16 protein-coding genes are annotated in these 17,931 nt (G+C 29.1%); 6 read left to right on the forward strand and 10 right to left on the reverse strand.

Annotated elements, in window-relative coordinates:
- Window positions 1–63: 63 nt before the first annotated feature.
- From BUA48_RS03410 to BUA48_RS03440, 7 genes are all read right to left on the reverse strand, one after another.
- Window positions 64–1,347, reverse strand: a complete 1,284-nt coding sequence (locus BUA48_RS03410) for a M16 family metallopeptidase (protein WP_072830078.1) — start codon at window positions 1,345–1,347, stop codon at window positions 64–66.
- A 78-nt stretch (window positions 1,348–1,425) separates the two neighbouring features.
- On the reverse strand, window positions 1,426–4,296 hold the full coding sequence (locus tag BUA48_RS03415) for a DNA topoisomerase IV subunit A (RefSeq protein ID WP_072830080.1): 2,871 nt from the start codon (window positions 4,294–4,296) through the stop codon (window positions 1,426–1,428).
- A gap of 16 nt (window positions 4,297–4,312) precedes the next feature.
- Window positions 4,313–6,265 (reverse strand): DNA gyrase/topoisomerase IV subunit B, encoded by a 1,953-nt coding sequence (locus BUA48_RS03420; protein ID WP_072830082.1) that lies wholly within the window; start codon window positions 6,263–6,265, stop codon window positions 4,313–4,315.
- A gap of 67 nt (window positions 6,266–6,332) precedes the next feature.
- Window positions 6,333–7,352, reverse strand: a complete 1,020-nt coding sequence (gene mnmH, locus BUA48_RS03425; protein WP_072830083.1) for a tRNA 2-selenouridine(34) synthase MnmH — start codon at window positions 7,350–7,352, stop codon at window positions 6,333–6,335.
- A 168-nt stretch (window positions 7,353–7,520) separates the two neighbouring features.
- The gene (locus BUA48_RS03430) at window positions 7,521–7,895 is read right to left on the reverse strand and encodes a hypothetical protein (protein ID WP_072830085.1); all 375 of its coding nucleotides are present in this window, start codon (window positions 7,893–7,895) and stop codon (window positions 7,521–7,523) included.
- 309 nt (window positions 7,896–8,204) lie between these two features.
- Entirely contained in the window at window positions 8,205–9,701 is a 1,497-nt protein-coding gene (glpK, locus tag BUA48_RS03435) for a glycerol kinase GlpK (protein WP_072830087.1), read from the reverse strand.
- Between the two features lie 72 nt (window positions 9,702–9,773).
- The gene (locus BUA48_RS03440; RefSeq protein WP_072830089.1) at window positions 9,774–11,219 is read right to left on the reverse strand and encodes a UDP-N-acetylmuramoyl-L-alanyl-D-glutamate--2,6-diaminopimelate ligase; all 1,446 of its coding nucleotides are present in this window, start codon (window positions 11,217–11,219) and stop codon (window positions 9,774–9,776) included.
- 209 nt (window positions 11,220–11,428) lie between these two features.
- On the opposite strand from BUA48_RS03440, the gene BUA48_RS15500 reads away from it, so the two are divergent.
- The 6 genes from BUA48_RS15500 (at window position 11,429) to BUA48_RS03465 (ending at window position 15,315) form a co-directional block, all read left to right on the forward strand.
- Window positions 11,429–11,572 (forward strand): hypothetical protein, encoded by a 144-nt coding sequence (locus tag BUA48_RS15500; protein WP_178138939.1) that lies wholly within the window; start codon window positions 11,429–11,431, stop codon window positions 11,570–11,572.
- Window positions 11,573–11,801: 229 nt separating this feature from the next.
- Complete coding sequence (locus tag BUA48_RS03445; RefSeq protein ID WP_207647613.1) at window positions 11,802–12,470, forward strand: DUF969 domain-containing protein; 669 nt, start codon at window positions 11,802–11,804, stop codon at window positions 12,468–12,470.
- A 17-nt stretch (window positions 12,471–12,487) separates the two neighbouring features.
- Entirely contained in the window at window positions 12,488–13,417 is a 930-nt protein-coding gene (locus BUA48_RS03450) for a DUF979 domain-containing protein (RefSeq protein ID WP_072830093.1), read from the forward strand.
- A 66-nt stretch (window positions 13,418–13,483) separates the two neighbouring features.
- On the forward strand, window positions 13,484–14,125 hold the full coding sequence (gene pcp / locus BUA48_RS03455) for a pyroglutamyl-peptidase I (protein ID WP_072830095.1): 642 nt from the start codon (window positions 13,484–13,486) through the stop codon (window positions 14,123–14,125).
- Window positions 14,119–14,559 carry a gamma-glutamylcyclotransferase family protein gene (locus BUA48_RS03460; RefSeq protein WP_072830097.1) on the forward strand — a complete coding sequence of 147 codons (441 nt, stop codon included), beginning with the start codon at window positions 14,119–14,121 and terminating at the stop codon, window positions 14,557–14,559. Before pcp ends, BUA48_RS03460 begins: the two co-directional genes overlap by 7 nt.
- Before the next feature lie 81 nt (window positions 14,560–14,640).
- Complete coding sequence (locus BUA48_RS03465) at window positions 14,641–15,315, forward strand: Crp/Fnr family transcriptional regulator (protein WP_072830099.1); 675 nt, start codon at window positions 14,641–14,643, stop codon at window positions 15,313–15,315.
- Window positions 15,316–15,404: 89 nt separating this feature from the next.
- Here BUA48_RS03465 and BUA48_RS03470 read toward each other — a convergent pair whose 3' ends face one another.
- The 3 genes from BUA48_RS03470 to orr form a co-directional block, all read right to left on the reverse strand.
- Window positions 15,405–15,899, reverse strand: a complete 495-nt coding sequence (locus BUA48_RS03470) for a flavin reductase family protein (RefSeq protein ID WP_072830101.1) — start codon at window positions 15,897–15,899, stop codon at window positions 15,405–15,407.
- 31 nt (window positions 15,900–15,930) lie between these two features.
- The gene (locus BUA48_RS03475) at window positions 15,931–16,701 is read right to left on the reverse strand and encodes a histidinol phosphate phosphatase (protein WP_072830103.1); all 771 of its coding nucleotides are present in this window, start codon (window positions 16,699–16,701) and stop codon (window positions 15,931–15,933) included.
- Between the two features lie 159 nt (window positions 16,702–16,860).
- On the reverse strand, window positions 16,861–17,928 hold the full coding sequence (orr, locus tag BUA48_RS03480) for an ornithine racemase Orr (RefSeq protein ID WP_072830105.1): 1,068 nt from the start codon (window positions 17,926–17,928) through the stop codon (window positions 16,861–16,863).
- Window positions 17,929–17,931: the final 3 nt, after the last annotated feature.

A 17,931-nucleotide genomic window follows, 5' to 3' on the forward strand; every position in this document is an offset into this window, starting at 1 on the left:
TAAATAAAGGTACCCAATAATAAATTCTTTATTGGGTACCTTACCTTATAAGTTTTAATTAATTTATACTTCTTTTCCACTTAAAATTTCTACAGTTGGATTTTGTAAAACCTTATGTATAACATCGTAAATATCCTTTGTGGTCAAGGAATTTAAATTCTCTTCCTCCATTAGTGGTGATATATAATTTTTTTCTATATATCCTTTTTCTTCTCTGATTCCGTACATAACTTCATAGTTTGCTGTATATACGCTTTCATAAATTGACTTTTCTAAACTTAAACTTCTTTTTAATTTAAAAGACTTTATTAATTTACATATTTTATCTTCAGTAAATATATCATCTCTATTTTTTACTTCTTCTATTTTTGAATTTATTAAATTTATTGCTTTTTCACATTTATCTTTAGATGTTCCCAAGGAAATTTTAAATATTTTTATTCCCTTTTCATTTTTTATACAACTACTTATATCATAAGCTAAACCATTTTTAGTTCGTATTTCATCATATAATAAACTACTTGTACCTTCTCCAAAAGCTAAATTAAATATTCTAAGTGCTTTAACTTCTTCCTTAGTAAGAGTATGTATTGGAAATGCATATTGTATTTTACATCCCTTTATACTACTATCCTCTTTTCTGAAAACTCCACAGTTATTGCCTTCATATATAAACTCTTCTTTATTTATAAGCTCCTTTTTCTTTAATACTTCATTATTCTTCGGCTTCCATAAAGAAAAATATTTTTTTATAAGCCCTAAAATTTCTTCAAACTCTAAAGAACTTACAACTGAAATAACAGCATTTTCAGGAGTATAATATTTTTTATAAAATTCATTTATATCTTCTATATTTATATTAGTTATACTTTCTTTATTTCCAATGATAAGATCTTTAAGTCTTCTACTATTAAAGGCACTTCTTAAAAGTTCATCCTCACAGTACTGATAAGGATCCTCTTTCCATTCTTGAAGTTCCTCCAAAATAACATCTATCTCTTCTTTAAAACCGTCCTTTGGAAATATAGGATTAATCAATAAATCGCTATATAATTCTATAGTTCTTTCAAAATCATCACTTAAGGTTGTACCATAGTAAACTGCATAGGGATAATTAGTCATAGCATTGTTAAATCCAAGTATTTCATCACATAAGATATTTATCTCTGCCTCTGTTCTATTCTTAGTTCCTTTATAAATCATATGTTCTACAACATGAGCTAATCCTATTTTAAAGTTTACTTCGGAATTAGCTCCAGCTTCTAAAGAAATAGCAATAGAGCTTAAACTTCCTTCTATTTTTTTATAAATAACTGTTAATCCATTATCTATAACCTGTTTTATCATAATCTCACCTCTTTAAAAATAAAGCTTCTCTCTTAATTATACTTAAGGAGAAGCTTTATTTATACTAATTTATTTTTATTATCTTATCTTTACCTCTTTAACATAGTCCTTAGAATCAAGACTCATTAAGTTTTTACCTTTTCCAGCTCTATTCTGTATTACAAGCTCCTTTAAGCACAATGTAGTTTCTTCATTGTTCTTACTATTTAATATAACTGACTTATTATCATCTTCTGCGCATATTATATTAGTAAATACTACTTCATCCTCTTCTTTTAAGCTTATTCCTATGATACCTTGAGCATTTTTACGCAATAGATTTAAAGAATCAATTTCAAATCTAATTACCATAGCTTTTTTAGTAATCATAATTAGTTCATTGTTTTCTAACTTATAAGTATGTATGCCTTGTAGCTTATCTCCATCCTTTAATTTTATTTCCCCAATTGAACCATATTTAATCTTACATTCATCTAAATTTATTCTTTTTATAATACCTTTTTCTGTGCATACAATTAAGTTTTCACTTTCATCTTCATGAGTGGTTTTGTGATAACTTAAAAGTTTTATAGCTTTGCCATTAAAGTTATCAATTACTTTACTTATATCCACACCATTTTCATCTATATTTTGTAATATAACTGCAGGTATAACATAAAACTTTCCTGTATCAGTAAAGAAAACCAAGTTAGAGTCTGTACTAGTAAAGGTTCCTAAGTTAGAGTTTCTACCCATGGTGTTTTTTAGTAGCCCCTTTGCACTTATACATACAGAGAATACTTTATATTCGTATTCTTCAACTATGTTCATTGAAAGTATTTCATCATTTTTACAAAGAGTAACAGCATCATATCCATGTAATCCCTTATCCTTATAAAGTTCTCTTGGCTGATCTATTGTAAAGTTTAATCCTTCTTTACTTTTCACTTCTATGAATGTAGAGCTTTTCTCTGTAGATTCAGTGGTTACACATATAACCTTCTCATTTTCACGCATTTTGAAAACATTAAATTTAGAACCCTTAACAAACTTATTAAAATCCACTCTTTTCATAGCACCCATATTGGTAAATAAGACAAATTCTTTTTTATCAATGAAATTATCTATACTTATAAAATGAACTATTGATTCTTTAGATAAATCTATACCCTTTACAATTGAATCAATTCTTTCACCCTTTTCTTTCCATTTAGTTTCAGGAATATCAATTCCTCTGCATAGAACAATATTTCCATCATCAGTAAAGAACATTAAATTAGCTCTAGTGTTACTTTGTATTAAGAACTTATTAAAATCTCCTTCTCTATACTCTATATCTTCAATATTAGTTGTAGATCTATTATAAGATTTAAGAGAAAGCCTCTTTATAAATCCTTCCTTAGACATAGTTAGCATAATATCCTCTTCTGGTATTAATTCTTCCACATCTATTTTAGCTTCCTTATCATCATATACTATGCGAGTCTTTCTTTCATTATTGTATTTTTCCTTTACTTCTAATAGCTCTTTGGTAATTACTTTTAATAACTCTTTTTCACTACCTAAGATCTTTTTTAGTTTTGCTATTAATTTTTCAAGTTCTTTATATTCCTTTTGAAAAACTTCTATTTCTAAACCTGTTAATCTATATAGCATTAACTCTAATATTGCTTCTGCTTGAATACCACTAAAATCAAATTCTTTAATTAAATTTTCAGCTGCATGTTTTTTAGATTTAGAAGCTCTTATTACCTTAATAACCTCATCCATTATTCCTATAGCTTTTATAAAACCTTCTACTACATGAAATCTTTTTTCTGCAATTTCTAATTCTCTTTTAGTTCTTCTTGTTACAACTTCCTTTTGATGTTCTAAATAATTATATAAAATAGCTTTTAATCCTAAGGTCTCTGGTTTACCATTAACTAAAGCTACCATATTGAAACTTAAATTGCATTGAAGCTCTGTTTTTTGGAATAAGTACTTTTCAACTTTTTCAACCATTTCTTTATTACAAGATTTTTTAAATTCAATTACAGCCCTTGTTCCATTTCTATCTGACTCATCTCTTATATCGGTTATGCACTCTAAAACCTTAGAATGTTTTTTATCACCTGTCATATTAGAAATGTTTTGAAGTATTTTAGCTTTATTTTTTCTATAAGGAAACTCATGAATTATAATTCCATATCTATCATTTTCTAATTTTTCTATAGATGTTTTTGATCTTAAGGTTACTTTTCCTTCACCAGTTTCATAAGCAGACTCAATTGCATTTTCACCTATAAGTATTCCACCTGTAGGCAAATCTGGTCCCTTAATATGCTGCATAAGTTCCTTAGTTGTTATATCTTTATTCTCAGATAAAGCCAAAACTCCATCTATGGTTTCTCCTAAATTATGAGGTGGTATATTAGTTGCTAATCCAACAGCTATACCAAAGGTTCCATTTACTAAAAGATTAGGATACCTAGCTGGTAAAACAGAGGGCTCTTTTTCTGAATCAGAATAGTTATCTACCATATCAACTACATTCTTATCAATATCTTTAAGCATTTCTAAAGCTATTGGAGATAATCTTGCTTCAGTATAACGCATGGCTGCCGCACTGTCTCCATCTACGCTTCCCCAGTTTCCGTGACCATCTATAAGTGGCATTCTTGTTGAGAAATTCTGAGCTAGTATTACCATAGCATCATATACGGAAGAATCCCCGTGAGGATGATACTTACCAAGTATATCTCCTACAATTCTTGCTGATTTATAGTAAGGCTTATCCGGAAAAGCTTTTAGCATATAGGATCCATATAAAATCCTTCTATGAACTGGTTTTAAACCATCCCTTACATCAGGTAATGCCCTGTCCTTAGCAACTTCAACTGCATAGGGTAAATAATTATCAGGCATCGCCTCTTCTAAGGATACTTTAATTATATTATTATCACTTGGAATATTAAATTTCTTAGCCATAACTCTTCACCCCTTTTTAAAATTCTGCGTATTTATATAAGTAATTTTTTCTTGGTTGTACTACATCACCCATTAAAAGTGAAACCATTTTTTCCGCTTTAGCTCCATCTTCTATGGTAACTTGATATAGCACTCTAGTCTCTGGATTTAAAGTTGTATCCCATAACTGCTCTGGATTCATCTCTCCTAATCCTTTAAATCTTTGAACTAAAGCTCCCTTGCCCACTTCTTTCTTAGCTTTTTCTAGTTCTGAGTCACTATAAGCATAAACTGTTTTAGGATTTTTTCCGCCTTCTCTATATACTTTATATAAAGGAGGTTGTGCTAAAAATAAATGTCCATTATTTATTAATTGTCTCATATATCTGTATATATATGTCATCCAAAGAGTTCTAATATGGTATCCATCTACGTCGGCATCACTCATTATTATTATTTTATGGTATTTGAGTTCATTTTCTTTATAATTGTCTAATATTCCTGTTCCAATGGCTGCATTAAATAGCTTTAATTCTTCGTTTGCAAGTACATTTTCTAAGTTTTGCTTTTCAGTATTTAAAATTTTACCCTTTGAAGGCATTATAGTTTGAAATCTTCTATCTCTTGCTTGCTTTGCACTACCACCAGCAGAATCTCCCTCAACTATAAATAGTTCAGCAAGTTCAGGTTCTTTTAAGGTACATACTGCAACCTTTCCTGCTAAAGGTGCTGTTCCTTTTCCTATTTTTTTCTTTTCTGCATCATTAATTTTCTTAACTCTTTCTCTTCTAGCTACGGCTAAAAGGGCATTATTTATTATCAATGTTGCTATTTCTTTATTATCTTCTATCCATTCATAAAATTTATTATAAGCTAATTCATTCATAACTGTATAAGCTTCGTTATTTCCAAGCTTTGTTTTAGTTTGTCCTTCAAAAATAGGATTGCTTATTTTCACTTTTAATATGGCTGTCATTCCTTCTCTAAGGTCATCACCCTCAAACTCTTTATCCTTATCTTTTATAAGATTAAGCTTTCTAGCCCATTCCTTAAAAGCCCTAGTCATACCCGTTTTAAAACCTGTTTCATGGGTACCAGCTTCAGTAGTAGGTATATTATTTACATAACTCGCTATATTTTCCGTGCTTGAATCCGTAAATTGTATACAGGCTTCTCCTGAAATCATAAGCCCGTTTAATTCTTTTTCACCTTCAAAACTAATAGGCTCCTTATGAAGAACTACTTTACTTTCATTTAGGTATTCAATAAAGTCTAAAAGACCTCTTTCAGAATGGTAGTATTTTTCTACTAGCTCAGTTCCTCTTTCATCCTTTAAAACTAAGGTAACTCCTTTATTTTGGAATGCTAGCTCTTGTAATCTTTCATCTATCAAATCATATTTAAATTCAGTTACACTGAAAATCCTACTGTCTGGTTTAAAGGTAACCTTAGTACCTGTGATTTTAGTCTTACCTATTACTTCAAGTTCCGTAACTGGAGTTCCTGGCATATCTCTATTCATTTCTTTATCAAAGGCATATTCAAATCTTTGTCTGTATATTTTACCACTTTGATAAACCTCTACTTCAACCCATTCTGATAAAGCATTAACTACAGCCGCTCCAACTCCATGTAAACCCCCTGAAGTTTTATAATTAGTGTTATTAAACTTTCCACCAGTATGTAATTCAGTGTATACCATTTGAACCCCTGATGTTTTTTTTATGGGGTGTATTCCAGTGGGTATACCTCTTCCATTATCTATTATAGTTACACTGTTATCTTTATTTAAAATTATCTCTGCCTTAGTTCCATATCCATTGGTAATTTCATCTATAGAGTTATCAAGAATCTCCCAAATACAATGGTGCAGACCCTTTGATGATGTTGACCCAATATACATTCCCGGTCTTATTCTTACGGGCTCTAACTTCTCTAGAGATGTCAGGTCCGTTACAGTATAGGATGTATTAATATCTGTTTCCTTCATATTTTCCTCCAATTCGCACTACATTATAAACAAAATGAACAGAAACAAATGTTCTGTCCATCTTATTTTATCTTGTTTCAAACCAATTTTCAATTTCTTTTGCAGTATTTTCTATGTTATCAACTTCAACTTTCAATCCATACTTATATTTATCAGAGGTATGAGTATACATTGGATCATAATATTTGATCATTAATTCCTTTGTAACTGTAAAGTAATCCTCTTCTTCTACAAGTTTTTTATATTCTTCTATTGTATCCTTGGAAATATACTTGTTAAGCTTATCAAGAGCAAAAATAATATCCTCTTTCGACGATTTATTTTTTGTATATTCATTTACTATTAAATCACATCTAAAATCTATAGATGCTCCTACAAATATATGTAATCCTTCTTTCATTTTTTTATGTATGTACTCTGGTATGAAAACATTTCCTATTCTTCTACTTTCAGCTTCCACAAAAACATAATTACTTTTAATTTTGCTTAATTTATTATACACATTAGAATCAAAGGCCTTTTGAGTTAAACAACTACCTAACCCAACACTTCCCAGAAGTGATCCTCTATGATTTGCACATCCTTCTAAATCTAAAACTGGATATCCATCTGCTTCTAGCTTTTTTAAAATCTCCGTTTTACCCACACCAGTATTTCCATGAAGTACAATATAAGTGAGATCTTCATTCAATTTTGGAAGTTCATCCATTATGTATTTTCTATAGCTTTTATATCCTCCTAAGAGTTTTCTACATCTTATTCCCATGGAAGATAGTGTACTGTTTAAAACTCCACTTCTCATTCCACCTCTTGCACAAAAGAAAATTATTCTATCATACTTTGCTTCTAATTCTAAAGCTTTATCATACAACTCTGGAAGCTTTTTAGATCCTATTTGTATTGCTAACTTTTTAGATTTTTCTACATCTTCTTTATATAAAGTTCCTACTACTTTTCTTTCTTCATTATCAAGTATAGGTATATTGATTGCACCTTCTATAGTAGATGCCTCAAATTCCTCTGGCGTCCTTACATCTACTAAAACATAGTTTCCATCTAAGTCCTTGTACTCAAGTGGTAAATACATTATTTTTCCTCCGTAAACTTTTTGCTGTAATGTATATATTGATTTCTTATATTAAAGTGAATTATTGTAACCATATTATACTTACAATAATTCACTTTAAAAACTCAAATTCTATTATATTACTACTCAATTAATTATTCAAGTTACCATATATTTATATACATTATATTATTTATAAAATTCTTTTAAATAAAACATACTTAATCTTGCCATATATCTTAAGCTATTTTCATCTATATTACTGTTAAATCCATTTTCTAAGATTTTAATTCTACTTAAGTTAATAATCTTATTTTCTAGCTCACCTTCATCTATAGTTTTGTTTTCGTCCATTACTTCCTTAGCACTTAACCATATTATACTTAATATTTTTTCCAAATTATCTTTGTTACATTCATCACTTGTAAGTGTACTAAAGCTACTTTGATTAAGTCCATAATAATCAGCTTCCTTAGACCCTCTAGATTCCATAACAACAAATAAATATCCCAAGCATACTATTGTTAATATAAGTATTGAATATTGAAGTATAGTTTCTCCCATGATTTCCTCCTAAAAAATAATACTATACTTATGATATATGCTAGTATTATCTTTTAGGTACAAATCTCTTTTTCTATAAATTATATTTATACTAGCTTATAATACTTCTTAAAATAAAAAATTCTCGGCTGAACGCCGAGATAAAATTTTATAAAGTATTAATAATCTAAGAGATTTAAAAGAGAAAATAAGATTATTACATTTATAAGTAAATTATAAATTTAATAAACCATTTCACAAGATTATTATACTATAGAGATATAAAACTGTAAATCAAAAGTTACAAATTATTTACTCATTAGATTTTATTTATTCTTCTTCCCAGGCCTTAGATCTGCTTACAGCCTTTAGCCATCCATTATATAACTTTTCTCTCTCTTCTTTACTCATCTTACTATTAAAATGTCTATCTATAGAATATATACTGCATATCTCATTTTTATCTTGCCAAAATCCCACAGCTAAACCTGCTAAAAAAGCAGCTCCTAAGGCAGTTGTTTCTATAATACCTGGTCTTTGCACATCTACATTTAAAATATCAGATTGAAATTGCATCAAGAAATTATTTGATACAGCTCCACCATCTACCTTTAATATCTTAACATCAATATCAGAGTCTTCTACCATAGCTTCTATTACATCTCTAGTTTGATATGCAATAGCCTCTAAAGTAGCTCTTACAATATGATTCCTATTTACTCCTCTTGTAAGTCCTACTATGGTTCCTCTTGCATACATATCCCAATATGGAGCCCCTAATCCTACAAATGCTGGCACTAAATATACTCCATTTGAATCTTTAACTTTAGTTGCAAAATATTCACTATCACTTGCATCATTGATTAATCTCATTTCATCTCTAAGCCATTGTACACAGGCTCCACCCATAAATATACTTCCTTCAAGTGCATATTGAATCTTTCCATTTATACCCCATGCAATTGTAGTAAGTAGACCATGTTTAGATTTTATAATATTCTCACCTGTATTCATTAACATGAAACATCCTGTACCATATGTATTTTTAATCATACCCTTATCAAAACAGCCTTGCCCGAACAAAGCAGCTTGTTGATCTCCCGCTATGCCAGCAATAGGAATTTGAGCACCTCCAAAGGTCTTTTCATCAGTATATCCATAAACTTCACTTGATTGTTTTACTTCTGGCAACATTGATAAAGGTATATCTAAGATTTTAAGTATTTTTTTGTCCCATTTTAACTCTCTTATATTAAATAACATAGTTCTAGAAGCATTACTATAATCTGTTACATGAACTTTACCACGAGTTAAATTCCATATAAGCCAAGTGTCAATGTTTCCACATAACAGCTCACCCTTATGAGCCTTTTCTCTTGCTCCCTCTACATTATCTAATATCCATTTTATTTTTGTAGCTGAAAAATAAGCATCAATTACAAGGCCTGTACTTTCTTGTATATACTCTGATAATCCTTGTTTTATAAGTTCCTCACAAATGTGTGAAGTTCTTCTGCATTGCCATACAATTGCATTATATATTGGCTTACCACTAGATTTCTCCCATACTACAACAGTTTCTCTTTGATTTGTAATTCCTATTGCAGCTACTTCCTCGGGACTTACTCCAGCTGTTTCAAGTACTTCCCTTGCTACTCCACTTTGAGTTCCCCATATTTCCATAGGATCATGTTCCACCCATCCAGCTTTAGGATATATTTGAGTAAATTCTTTTTGTGCTTTTCCTACAATTTCTCCCTTTTTATTAAAGATTATAGCTCTTGAACTAGTGGTTCCTTGATCAAAAGATAAAATATACTTCTTCATTGAAAAATCTCCCTAATTTATATAAACATTAATGGGGTATTCTAAGATAGAACACCCCCATTTTAATAACAATTAATATTCTTGTATAACTTCTACATCATCAAAGTGATGAGTTTCACCCATTATAATTTGATAGTTTTCATGTCCTTTTCCAGCTACAATTATAATGTCCTTTTCATCTGCCATATCCATTGCATAAAATATCGCTTTTTTTCTATCTACTATTTTAACATAATTATTTTTCTCTTTATGAATTCCAGCTTCAACATCCTTTAAAATTTCTTCTGGATCTTCATTCCTAGGATTATCAGAGGTTAAAACACAAAAATCTGAGTAATGAGAAACTATTTCAGCCATAATTGGTCTTTTAGTTTTATCCCTATTTCCACCGCAACCAAATACAGTTATAACCTTTCCTTCTGCAAACTCCTTAGCTGCTTTAATAACATTCTCTAAAGCATCTGGGGTATGTGCGTAGTCAACTATAGTGGTACATCCTTTTCTATTAGACACTAATTGAAATCTTCCCTTTACACCTTCAATTTTGCTTATACCTTCTATAATTTTATCTAAATCATATCCCAAGATATAACATGTAGAAATCGTAGCTAAGGCATTATATATGCTGAACTTACCTGGTATTTTTAAATATACGTCCTTTTTAATGTTATCTATTGTAATTTTAAAGTTAACACCCTTTGATGTTATTTTAATATCAGTAGCTCTACAATCTGCTTCTCTATCAATAGCGTAAGTAAAGTATGGATTTTCCATCTTAGAAGCTATTTCTCTACCAAATTCATCATCTATATTTAAAACTGCTTTTTTACACATAAAAAATAATTTCAACTTGGCATTTTTATAATTTTCCATAGTTTTATGATCATCTAAATGGTCCTGTGTTAAGTTTGTGAAAATAGCCACATCAAAATCACAACTATCTACTCTATGCATTTCTATTCCCATAGAAGAACATTCCATTATAACATCATCTGCATTATTATCCTTCATTATTTTAAACATGTGTTGAAGATCATTAGATTGAGGAGTAGTTAACTTAGTAAGACCAACTTCTATATCTTCATTACCTAATCTATTTCCTATAGTCCCAATTACCCCAACCTTATGATTTAAATTAGTTAATACCTCACTAATAAAATTAGATACAGATGTTTTACCATTAGTTCCTGTAATTCCAATTAAATTAAACTTTGATGAAGGGTTTTCATAAAAATTATTAGAAATAATAGGTAATGCAACCTTTGAGTCCTTAACCTTAATTACTGTTACATCCTTAAAGTTTTCCTCTATATCCTTTTCTACGATTATAACTTTAGCTCCATTTTCTATAGCTGAATTTATATAGTTATGCCCATCAGATTTTACACCTGATATACAAATAAAAATCGAATCTTCTGTTACAAGCTTTGAATTGTATTGAATATCTTTTATATTAGTCTCTAAACTTCCTTGTACTAGTGAGTACTCTAAGTTTTTTAAAATATCACTTAAAACCATATTAATTTCCTCCAAAATCACTAAGTATAAACTTACTATATATTACTATATCATAATAAGTAATGTGTTTAAATAGCATTACATTAATATATATACTCTTCTTATTAATATGTGAATTAATTTATAGAATTTCATTAATATTTTCCATGTATTAATTTATTTTAATGTAAGAAACTAATTCTATTAATATATTAAGGAGAGTGAGTATATTGTCAAAGAAAAAAAACAAAGTGAATGCTACTTTAAGTGGTGAATTAAAATCTGAAGTTATGGAATCTAAACAAAGCAAAAATGATATCAATGGTTATAAAGCAAAAGAACTTCAAGGATCAAGAATAAATATTCAACAATAATTTAGATGCGTACTATATTTTCATATATAGTACGTATACTTTCATCGCTATTATTTTTATAGATTTTTAAATATATGTATAAACATTCTTTTAAACCGCATTTTTTTCGACTATTTTTTTAAAAAATTCTATTTTTGTAGCCTAGGCTACAGAAAATTTTTAGAATAATCAATATAATTAAATAAAAATTACATGAAAATTACATGAAAGGACAAGGTGAAAATACATGATTAAATTAATTGGTATTTTAATTGTTATTTTAGGCTTCGCTTTTAAAATTGACACTATAGCTGTTGTGCTTGTATCAGGTATTGCAACGGGCTTAGTATCTGGGATTGGTTTTTCTGAATTATTAGATATTCTAGGAAAATCCTTTGTAGATACTAGATATATGACTATATTCTTATTAACTCTTCCTATAATAGGGATATGTGAAAGATATGGTTTAAAGGAAAGAGCTATAGAACTTATACGTTCTGCTGGTAAAATTACAGCTGGTAAAGTATGTGCTTTATACTTATTAATAAGAGAGGTTGCGGCAGCTTTCTCAGTAAAACTTGGTGGACACCCTCAGTTTATAAGACCACTTATTAATCCAATGGCACAAGGTGCTGCTGTTTCAGCTTATGGAGAAATTGATGAAGAGGATGAAGAACTTATTAAAGGTTATTCTGCTACCTCTGATAACTATGGTAACTTCTTTGGTCAAAACTTATTTATGGCAAGTTCAGGAGTACTATTAATAGTAGGTACTTTAGCTGAACAAGGTTATGATGTAACTCAAGTATCTGTTGCTAAAGCATCTATTCCTATAGCAATAGTAGCATTTATTTTAGCTTTTCTACAATATAAATTATTTGATATTAAGCTTGCTAAAAAATACAACAAAAAGAGTTAGATAAGGAGGAATAACACATGGATCTTAAACAAATTTCAGCCTTTTTATTACAGGCTTTTTATATACTAACAGGACTTTTAATGTTTTTAACAGCATTTATGATTTTAAAAGATAAAAAACATCCTACTAGACTAGGTTCTGCAGCATTTTGGTTAATCCTTGGCTTTATATTTGTAGCTGGTAATTATGTACCTTATAAGGTATCAGGAATATTATTACTTGCAATAGGTGCCTTAACCTTAACTAAACAAGTTAGAATCGGAAATTTAGTTGCTCCTGCTGAAAAATTCAGAAAAGAGCAAAGCGAAAAACTTGGAAATAAAATTTTTATTCCCTCAATACTTTTAGCAATTATAGCTTTAGCAATAGCTCAATTTACAAAATTAGATGGTAAAGTAGCAATAGGTATTTCTGCAGCAGGTGCTTTACTTGTGACTTTCATAATAACAAAGTCTCCATCTAAAAATCTAATTGATGATAGTAATAGAATGATGCAACAAATAGGACCTTCAAGTATATTACCTCAATTATTAGCAGCCTTAGGAACTGTATTTACTACAGCTGGTGTTGGTGAAGTTATATCTGGCGGTATCTCTACTATAATTCCTAGTGGTAACTTATTAGCTGGTGCTGCTGCTTATTGTATAGGAATGGCTATCTTTACAATGATTATGGGTAATGCTTTTGCTGCCTTTGCTGTAATTACTGCAGGTATCGGTGTTCCTTTTGTATTTGCACAAGGTGCTAATCCTGCCATAGCTGGTGCTTTAGCATTAACAGCTGGATTCTGTGGTACTTTATTAACTCCTATGGCTGCAAACTTTAACGTTGTTCCTGCAGCATTATTAGAAACTAAGAGTAAAAATAGAGTTATCATTGCTCAAGTACCATTTGCAATTATTTTATTAGTTATACATATTGCATTAATGTACTTCTGGGCATTTTAATATAAAAGTTAATTAAATATAAAATCTAACTTTTAAATTTCATGAATTATTGGGAGGTATTTTAAAATGAAAGTTTTAATAACTGGTTTTGATCCATTTGGAGGAGAGAAAATTAACCCAGCTTTAGAGGCTGTAAAAGCAATGAAAGACAATATCGCTGGTGCGGAAATTATAAAATTAGAAATACCAACTGTTTTTAGAAAATCAGTTGAAAAGATAAGTGCTGCTATTGAAGCACATAATCCTGATATAGTTATTTCTATTGGGCAAGCTGGTGGTAGATTTGATATTACCCCTGAAAGAGTTGCTATAAACATGGATGATGCACGCATAAAAGATAATGATGGTAAACAACCTATTGATGAAGTAATTGAAAATGATGGAGCTTCTGCTTATTTTTCTAACTTACCTATCAAAGCAATGGTTAAGCATATGAAGGAAAACGGAATACCTTCTTCAGTATCTAATACTGCTGGTACCTTTGTATGTAACCATGTAATGTATGGAATTTTATATATGGTAGATAAAAAGTATCCTAATATTAGAGGTGGATTTATTCATGTTCCATTTATACCATCTCAAGTTTTAGATAAGAAAAATACTCCTTCTATGTCTGTAAATGATATTACTAAAGGCTTAGAATTAGCTGTTGAAGCAGCTGTTTTAAATTCAAATGATATTAAAGAGGTAGGCGGTGCAGTTTGTTAAATAAAGATTTAAACAAAGAACGAAAGATTTTTGTTTATGGTAGTTTAATGGAAGGCTTCTTCAATTATAAAAAATATCTTGAAGGTAATATACTCTCTAAAGAAAAAGGAATCATAAAAGGTAAACTTTATGATATGCCTCTTAAGGGATATCCAGCAGTAATCAAGGGAACTGATGTTGTGCATGGAGAATTGTATGCTTTAAAAGACTTTAACAAAAACTTAGAGGCCTTAGACAAAATGGAAAATTATTTTAGTGAAGGTAATCATAATAATGAATATAATAGAATAGTTGTTTCTGTAACCTTAGAATCTGGAGAAAAGGAAGATGCTTATATGTATTTTTATAACCTAAAGGATTCTAATGACTTTGAAAACAATGCTATTTATGTTTCAAATGGAGACTGGAGAGAACATAAAAATAATTTATCTTAAAATAAAACTCTGATATAATTGAAATAAAGTAAGCAAAAACTTTGCTTACTTTATTTTAATTTTAAAATAGGAGATTTTAATATGTATAAAGATTTATTTGATGAAAAAAAGCAAATGGAAATGAGAGACTTCTTTTTAAATATTGCAGCACCTTTAGGAAAGACCAAAACTTATTTTAAGAACTGTGAAATAACTCTTCCCTCTTGCCCTTCCGTATGCATAGTTACAGAAGGAAAAGTACGTGTTTCTTTATATGGTGAAAAAGGATTAGATAAGTTATTACACTTCTTAATACCTGGAGAGATTTTTGGTGAATTAAATTATTTTGAAAATGTTGAACATAATATAATAGTTTTTGCTAAAGAAGATACAACTATATCTATAGTAAGTGAGGATATCTTAAATTCTTTATTAAAGGAGCATCCAGATTACTATAAATATTTTATTCATAGTATATCTAGAAAATACTTTTTATCTCTTTGCCATATATCAGACATTTTATTTCATAGCTCAATATCAAAGGTAGCTAATACTTTATATAGATTAACTTGTTTAAATTCCTCTTGTGATGAAGATAAACTTACTATACCTATTTCTCTTACTCATCAAGAGTTAGGCACCTTAGTAGGATGTTCTCGCATAACAGTTACTAGGATTTTAAACACTTTTAAAAAAGAGGGAATTATTTCTTCTCAAAATAAAACATTGATAATTCATGACTTAGAAAAACTAAAAGCTTATATTGAAAATGACTAATTTAAAATAGCTTATGTATATATATTAAAAATTAAAATAAAGAAATTAGCAAAATTAAAGTTTTGCTAATTTCTTTATTTTTTACATATCTATTTTAAGTAACAATCTACTATTTCACCAAAATATAATACATGGTAGTCATTATCACTATATTTACTTTCTTTTATCTCTTCATTTAAGAACTCACTACTCATTTCTTGCTTGTAAACTATTTTACATTCGTAATGTACTCCTTTAGCATCTATTATTGGAGTATCTACTTTATTAGAAGCTTTTAAACTTAAATTACACTCTTTAAACTTATCAATATCTCTTCCTGATTTAGTGCCACAAAAACCTAAGCTAGTTTTCATATCAGATTCTACTGGTATAGACACTGTAAAGTCCTTTGCTTTTTCAATTAAATCAAAGGTATATCTTGACTTTCTAACCATAACAGTAAAAGTAGGTCTATTCCATTGATAACCTATTTGTCCCCAACTTATTGTCATAGTATTTACTATATCACCACTCTTTACAGTTAAAAAGGCTCCTTGTGTATGAAGATTTTTCATAGCTAATTCTAAGTTTTCTATAAAATTCATTTTTTATCCTCTCCTAATTATATATTAAAATTTATTTCATATATTCCATATTACCATTTTTAAAGTACACTGGTTTTAAATCACAGAATTCTGCCATTTCAAAAGCTATATTAAAGTTTTTCCCTATACTTGCACTATTATGAGAATCAGAACCGATTGTAACGTATTTTCCACCTTGTTCCTTAAATGCCTTATATATTTTGGTTAAATTTTGTACTGCATTTTCATCTCCAAGTCTTCTTGTATTTATTTCCATAGCCTTTTCTTTTTTACTTATTATACTAAGTATTTCATCTATAGATTCTTTAAAATCTTCATAATAAATCTCTTTATCTTCACAGCTAGAATATCTGCTAATGTAATCTATATGTCCTAAACTATGAAAAAAGTCTCCTTCTTTTACACATTCCTTAATTGTATTTAAATACTCTAAGTAAGCCTCTTCCTTAGTCCTTCCTTCATAAAAAGATTTTTGTGACATATCTAGTCCATTAACAAAATGAACTGAACCTAAGATATAATCGAAATCAGCTTCTTTAGATATCTCTATATTCTTTTCTAGTGCATCACTTCTTAAACCTAATTCTATACCTAATAATAAGTTATCTCTACGTAATGAACCGTATTTATTAAAAAAGTCCTTAGTATCAAATATAAATTCACCTTTTATGGGAAAATTCACATCCATATGTTCAGTTATTATAAGTCCTAAGCTTAGCTTATTAGCTTGCTCTATAGCATCTTTTATATTCATTTTAGAGTCACTTGAAACCTCTGTATGTATATGCGAATCAAATATCATAGTACCCTCCTAGTAAACTTGAACTTTATTACTCAATATCAATTCTAACATTTTCCCATGAATTATTAAACCATTTGAATCTTTTATTGTACATACAAAGAAAAGCTAAGTTAAAATAATTACATCTAAAACAATTTTAACTTAGCTTTATTTTAAATTTTATTCTACTACGTACTTAATATCTATATATTCAGAGGTCATACTTTGCAGTAAAGCTCCATAATCCATATTAAATTCTATTGTATCACCTAATTTATAATTTTTATTACTTTTGCTTAAATTTAAAATAAGATGATCACTACTAGCACCTAACACTTCTATATCTTTATCCTTAGGAGAGATCCCTTCTACCCTTACGTCCTGTTTTCCTAAATTAACTATAGCTCTATTCATGATACCCTTATCTTCAAAACAAGGAATATTACCAAAGGCATCTCTTCCTATCTTACCCTTAGGCATAGAACTTTTGCTTTTTAATTCTATGACCTCTGCATTTAAAGTAAATACATCAGTAAAGCATCCCTTAATATCCTCACCAAAAGCAGTTTCCTTTCCAAGTAATAGAGATTCTCCTAACCTAAGATTATTTATACCTTTTATCATTGAATTATCAAAGACTTTATAAAGAGAACTTGAATTTCCACCTGAGACGATACTTAATGTAATTTTAAATTTTTCTTCTAGTTCACTTTTTATTTCTGTAAGTTTAGATAAATTCTCATTATCAGGTATAATTCCTCCATAACATGTTAGGTTAGTTCCTATTCCCTTTAGATTTATATTTTTCAGCTTTAAAACTTCTTCTACAACTGTTAAAATATCCTCTGGTAAAATTCCTTCCCTTAAATCACCTAAATCAATCATTAATATTATATTATGAACTATATTTTCTTTCTTAGCTTCATTATCTAATGCTTTAATTGTCTCAATTTCAGAATTTAAACTTATATCACAATTTAATACTACTTCCTTAGCTTCACTTAAACAAGGTATTCTTAAAAGAACTCTTTTACAATTCAAATCCCTTATTTTCTCCAAGTTTTTTATTCTAGAATCTGCTAAGGTATTTATTCCATTTTCAATCATTACGCTACAAATTTCTTTTCTAGCACAAAATACCTTTGTTACCCCAAATATCTCTATCCCCATTTTATTACAAAGCTCATTTACCACTTTAATATTATGTCCTAACTTTTTTAGATTAACTTTAACAAATGGATTCCCCATTGT

Origin of the sequence: Clostridium collagenovorans DSM 3089 (assembly GCF_900130005.1) — a bacterium.
In the GTDB taxonomy this organism is placed as follows: Bacteria; Bacillota; Clostridia; order Clostridiales; family Clostridiaceae; genus Clostridium_D; species Clostridium_D collagenovorans.

Excerpts from the sequence above, each read along its gene's own strand:
- BUA48_RS03410 (WP_072830078.1), bottom strand. The coding sequence starts at position 1,347 with ATGATAAAACAGGTTATAGATAATGGATTAACAGTTATTTATAAAAAA.
- BUA48_RS03415 (WP_072830080.1), bottom strand. The coding sequence starts at position 4,296 with ATGGCTAAGAAATTTAATATTCCAAGTGATAATAATATAATTAAAGTA.
- BUA48_RS03420 (WP_072830082.1), bottom strand. The coding sequence starts at position 6,265 with ATGAAGGAAACAGATATTAATACATCCTATACTGTAACGGACCTGACA.
- mnmH (WP_072830083.1), bottom strand. The coding sequence starts at position 7,352 with ATGTATTTACCACTTGAGTACAAGGACTTAGATGGAAACTATGTTTTA.
- BUA48_RS03430 (WP_072830085.1), bottom strand. The coding sequence starts at position 7,895 with ATGGGAGAAACTATACTTCAATATTCAATACTTATATTAACAATAGTA.
- glpK (WP_072830087.1), bottom strand. The coding sequence starts at position 9,701 with ATGAAGAAGTATATTTTATCTTTTGATCAAGGAACCACTAGTTCAAGA.
- BUA48_RS03440 (WP_072830089.1), bottom strand. The coding sequence starts at position 11,219 with ATGGTTTTAAGTGATATTTTAAAAAACTTAGAGTACTCACTAGTACAA.
- BUA48_RS03450 (WP_072830093.1), top strand. The coding sequence starts at position 12,488 with ATGGATCTTAAACAAATTTCAGCCTTTTTATTACAGGCTTTTTATATA.
- pcp (WP_072830095.1), top strand. The coding sequence starts at position 13,484 with ATGAAAGTTTTAATAACTGGTTTTGATCCATTTGGAGGAGAGAAAATT.
- BUA48_RS03465 (WP_072830099.1), top strand. The coding sequence starts at position 14,641 with ATGTATAAAGATTTATTTGATGAAAAAAAGCAAATGGAAATGAGAGAC.
- BUA48_RS03470 (WP_072830101.1), bottom strand. The coding sequence starts at position 15,899 with ATGAATTTTATAGAAAACTTAGAATTAGCTATGAAAAATCTTCATACA.
- BUA48_RS03475 (WP_072830103.1), bottom strand. The coding sequence starts at position 16,701 with ATGATATTTGATTCGCATATACATACAGAGGTTTCAAGTGACTCTAAA.
- orr (WP_072830105.1), bottom strand. The coding sequence starts at position 17,928 with ATGGGGAATCCATTTGTTAAAGTTAATCTAAAAAAGTTAGGACATAAT.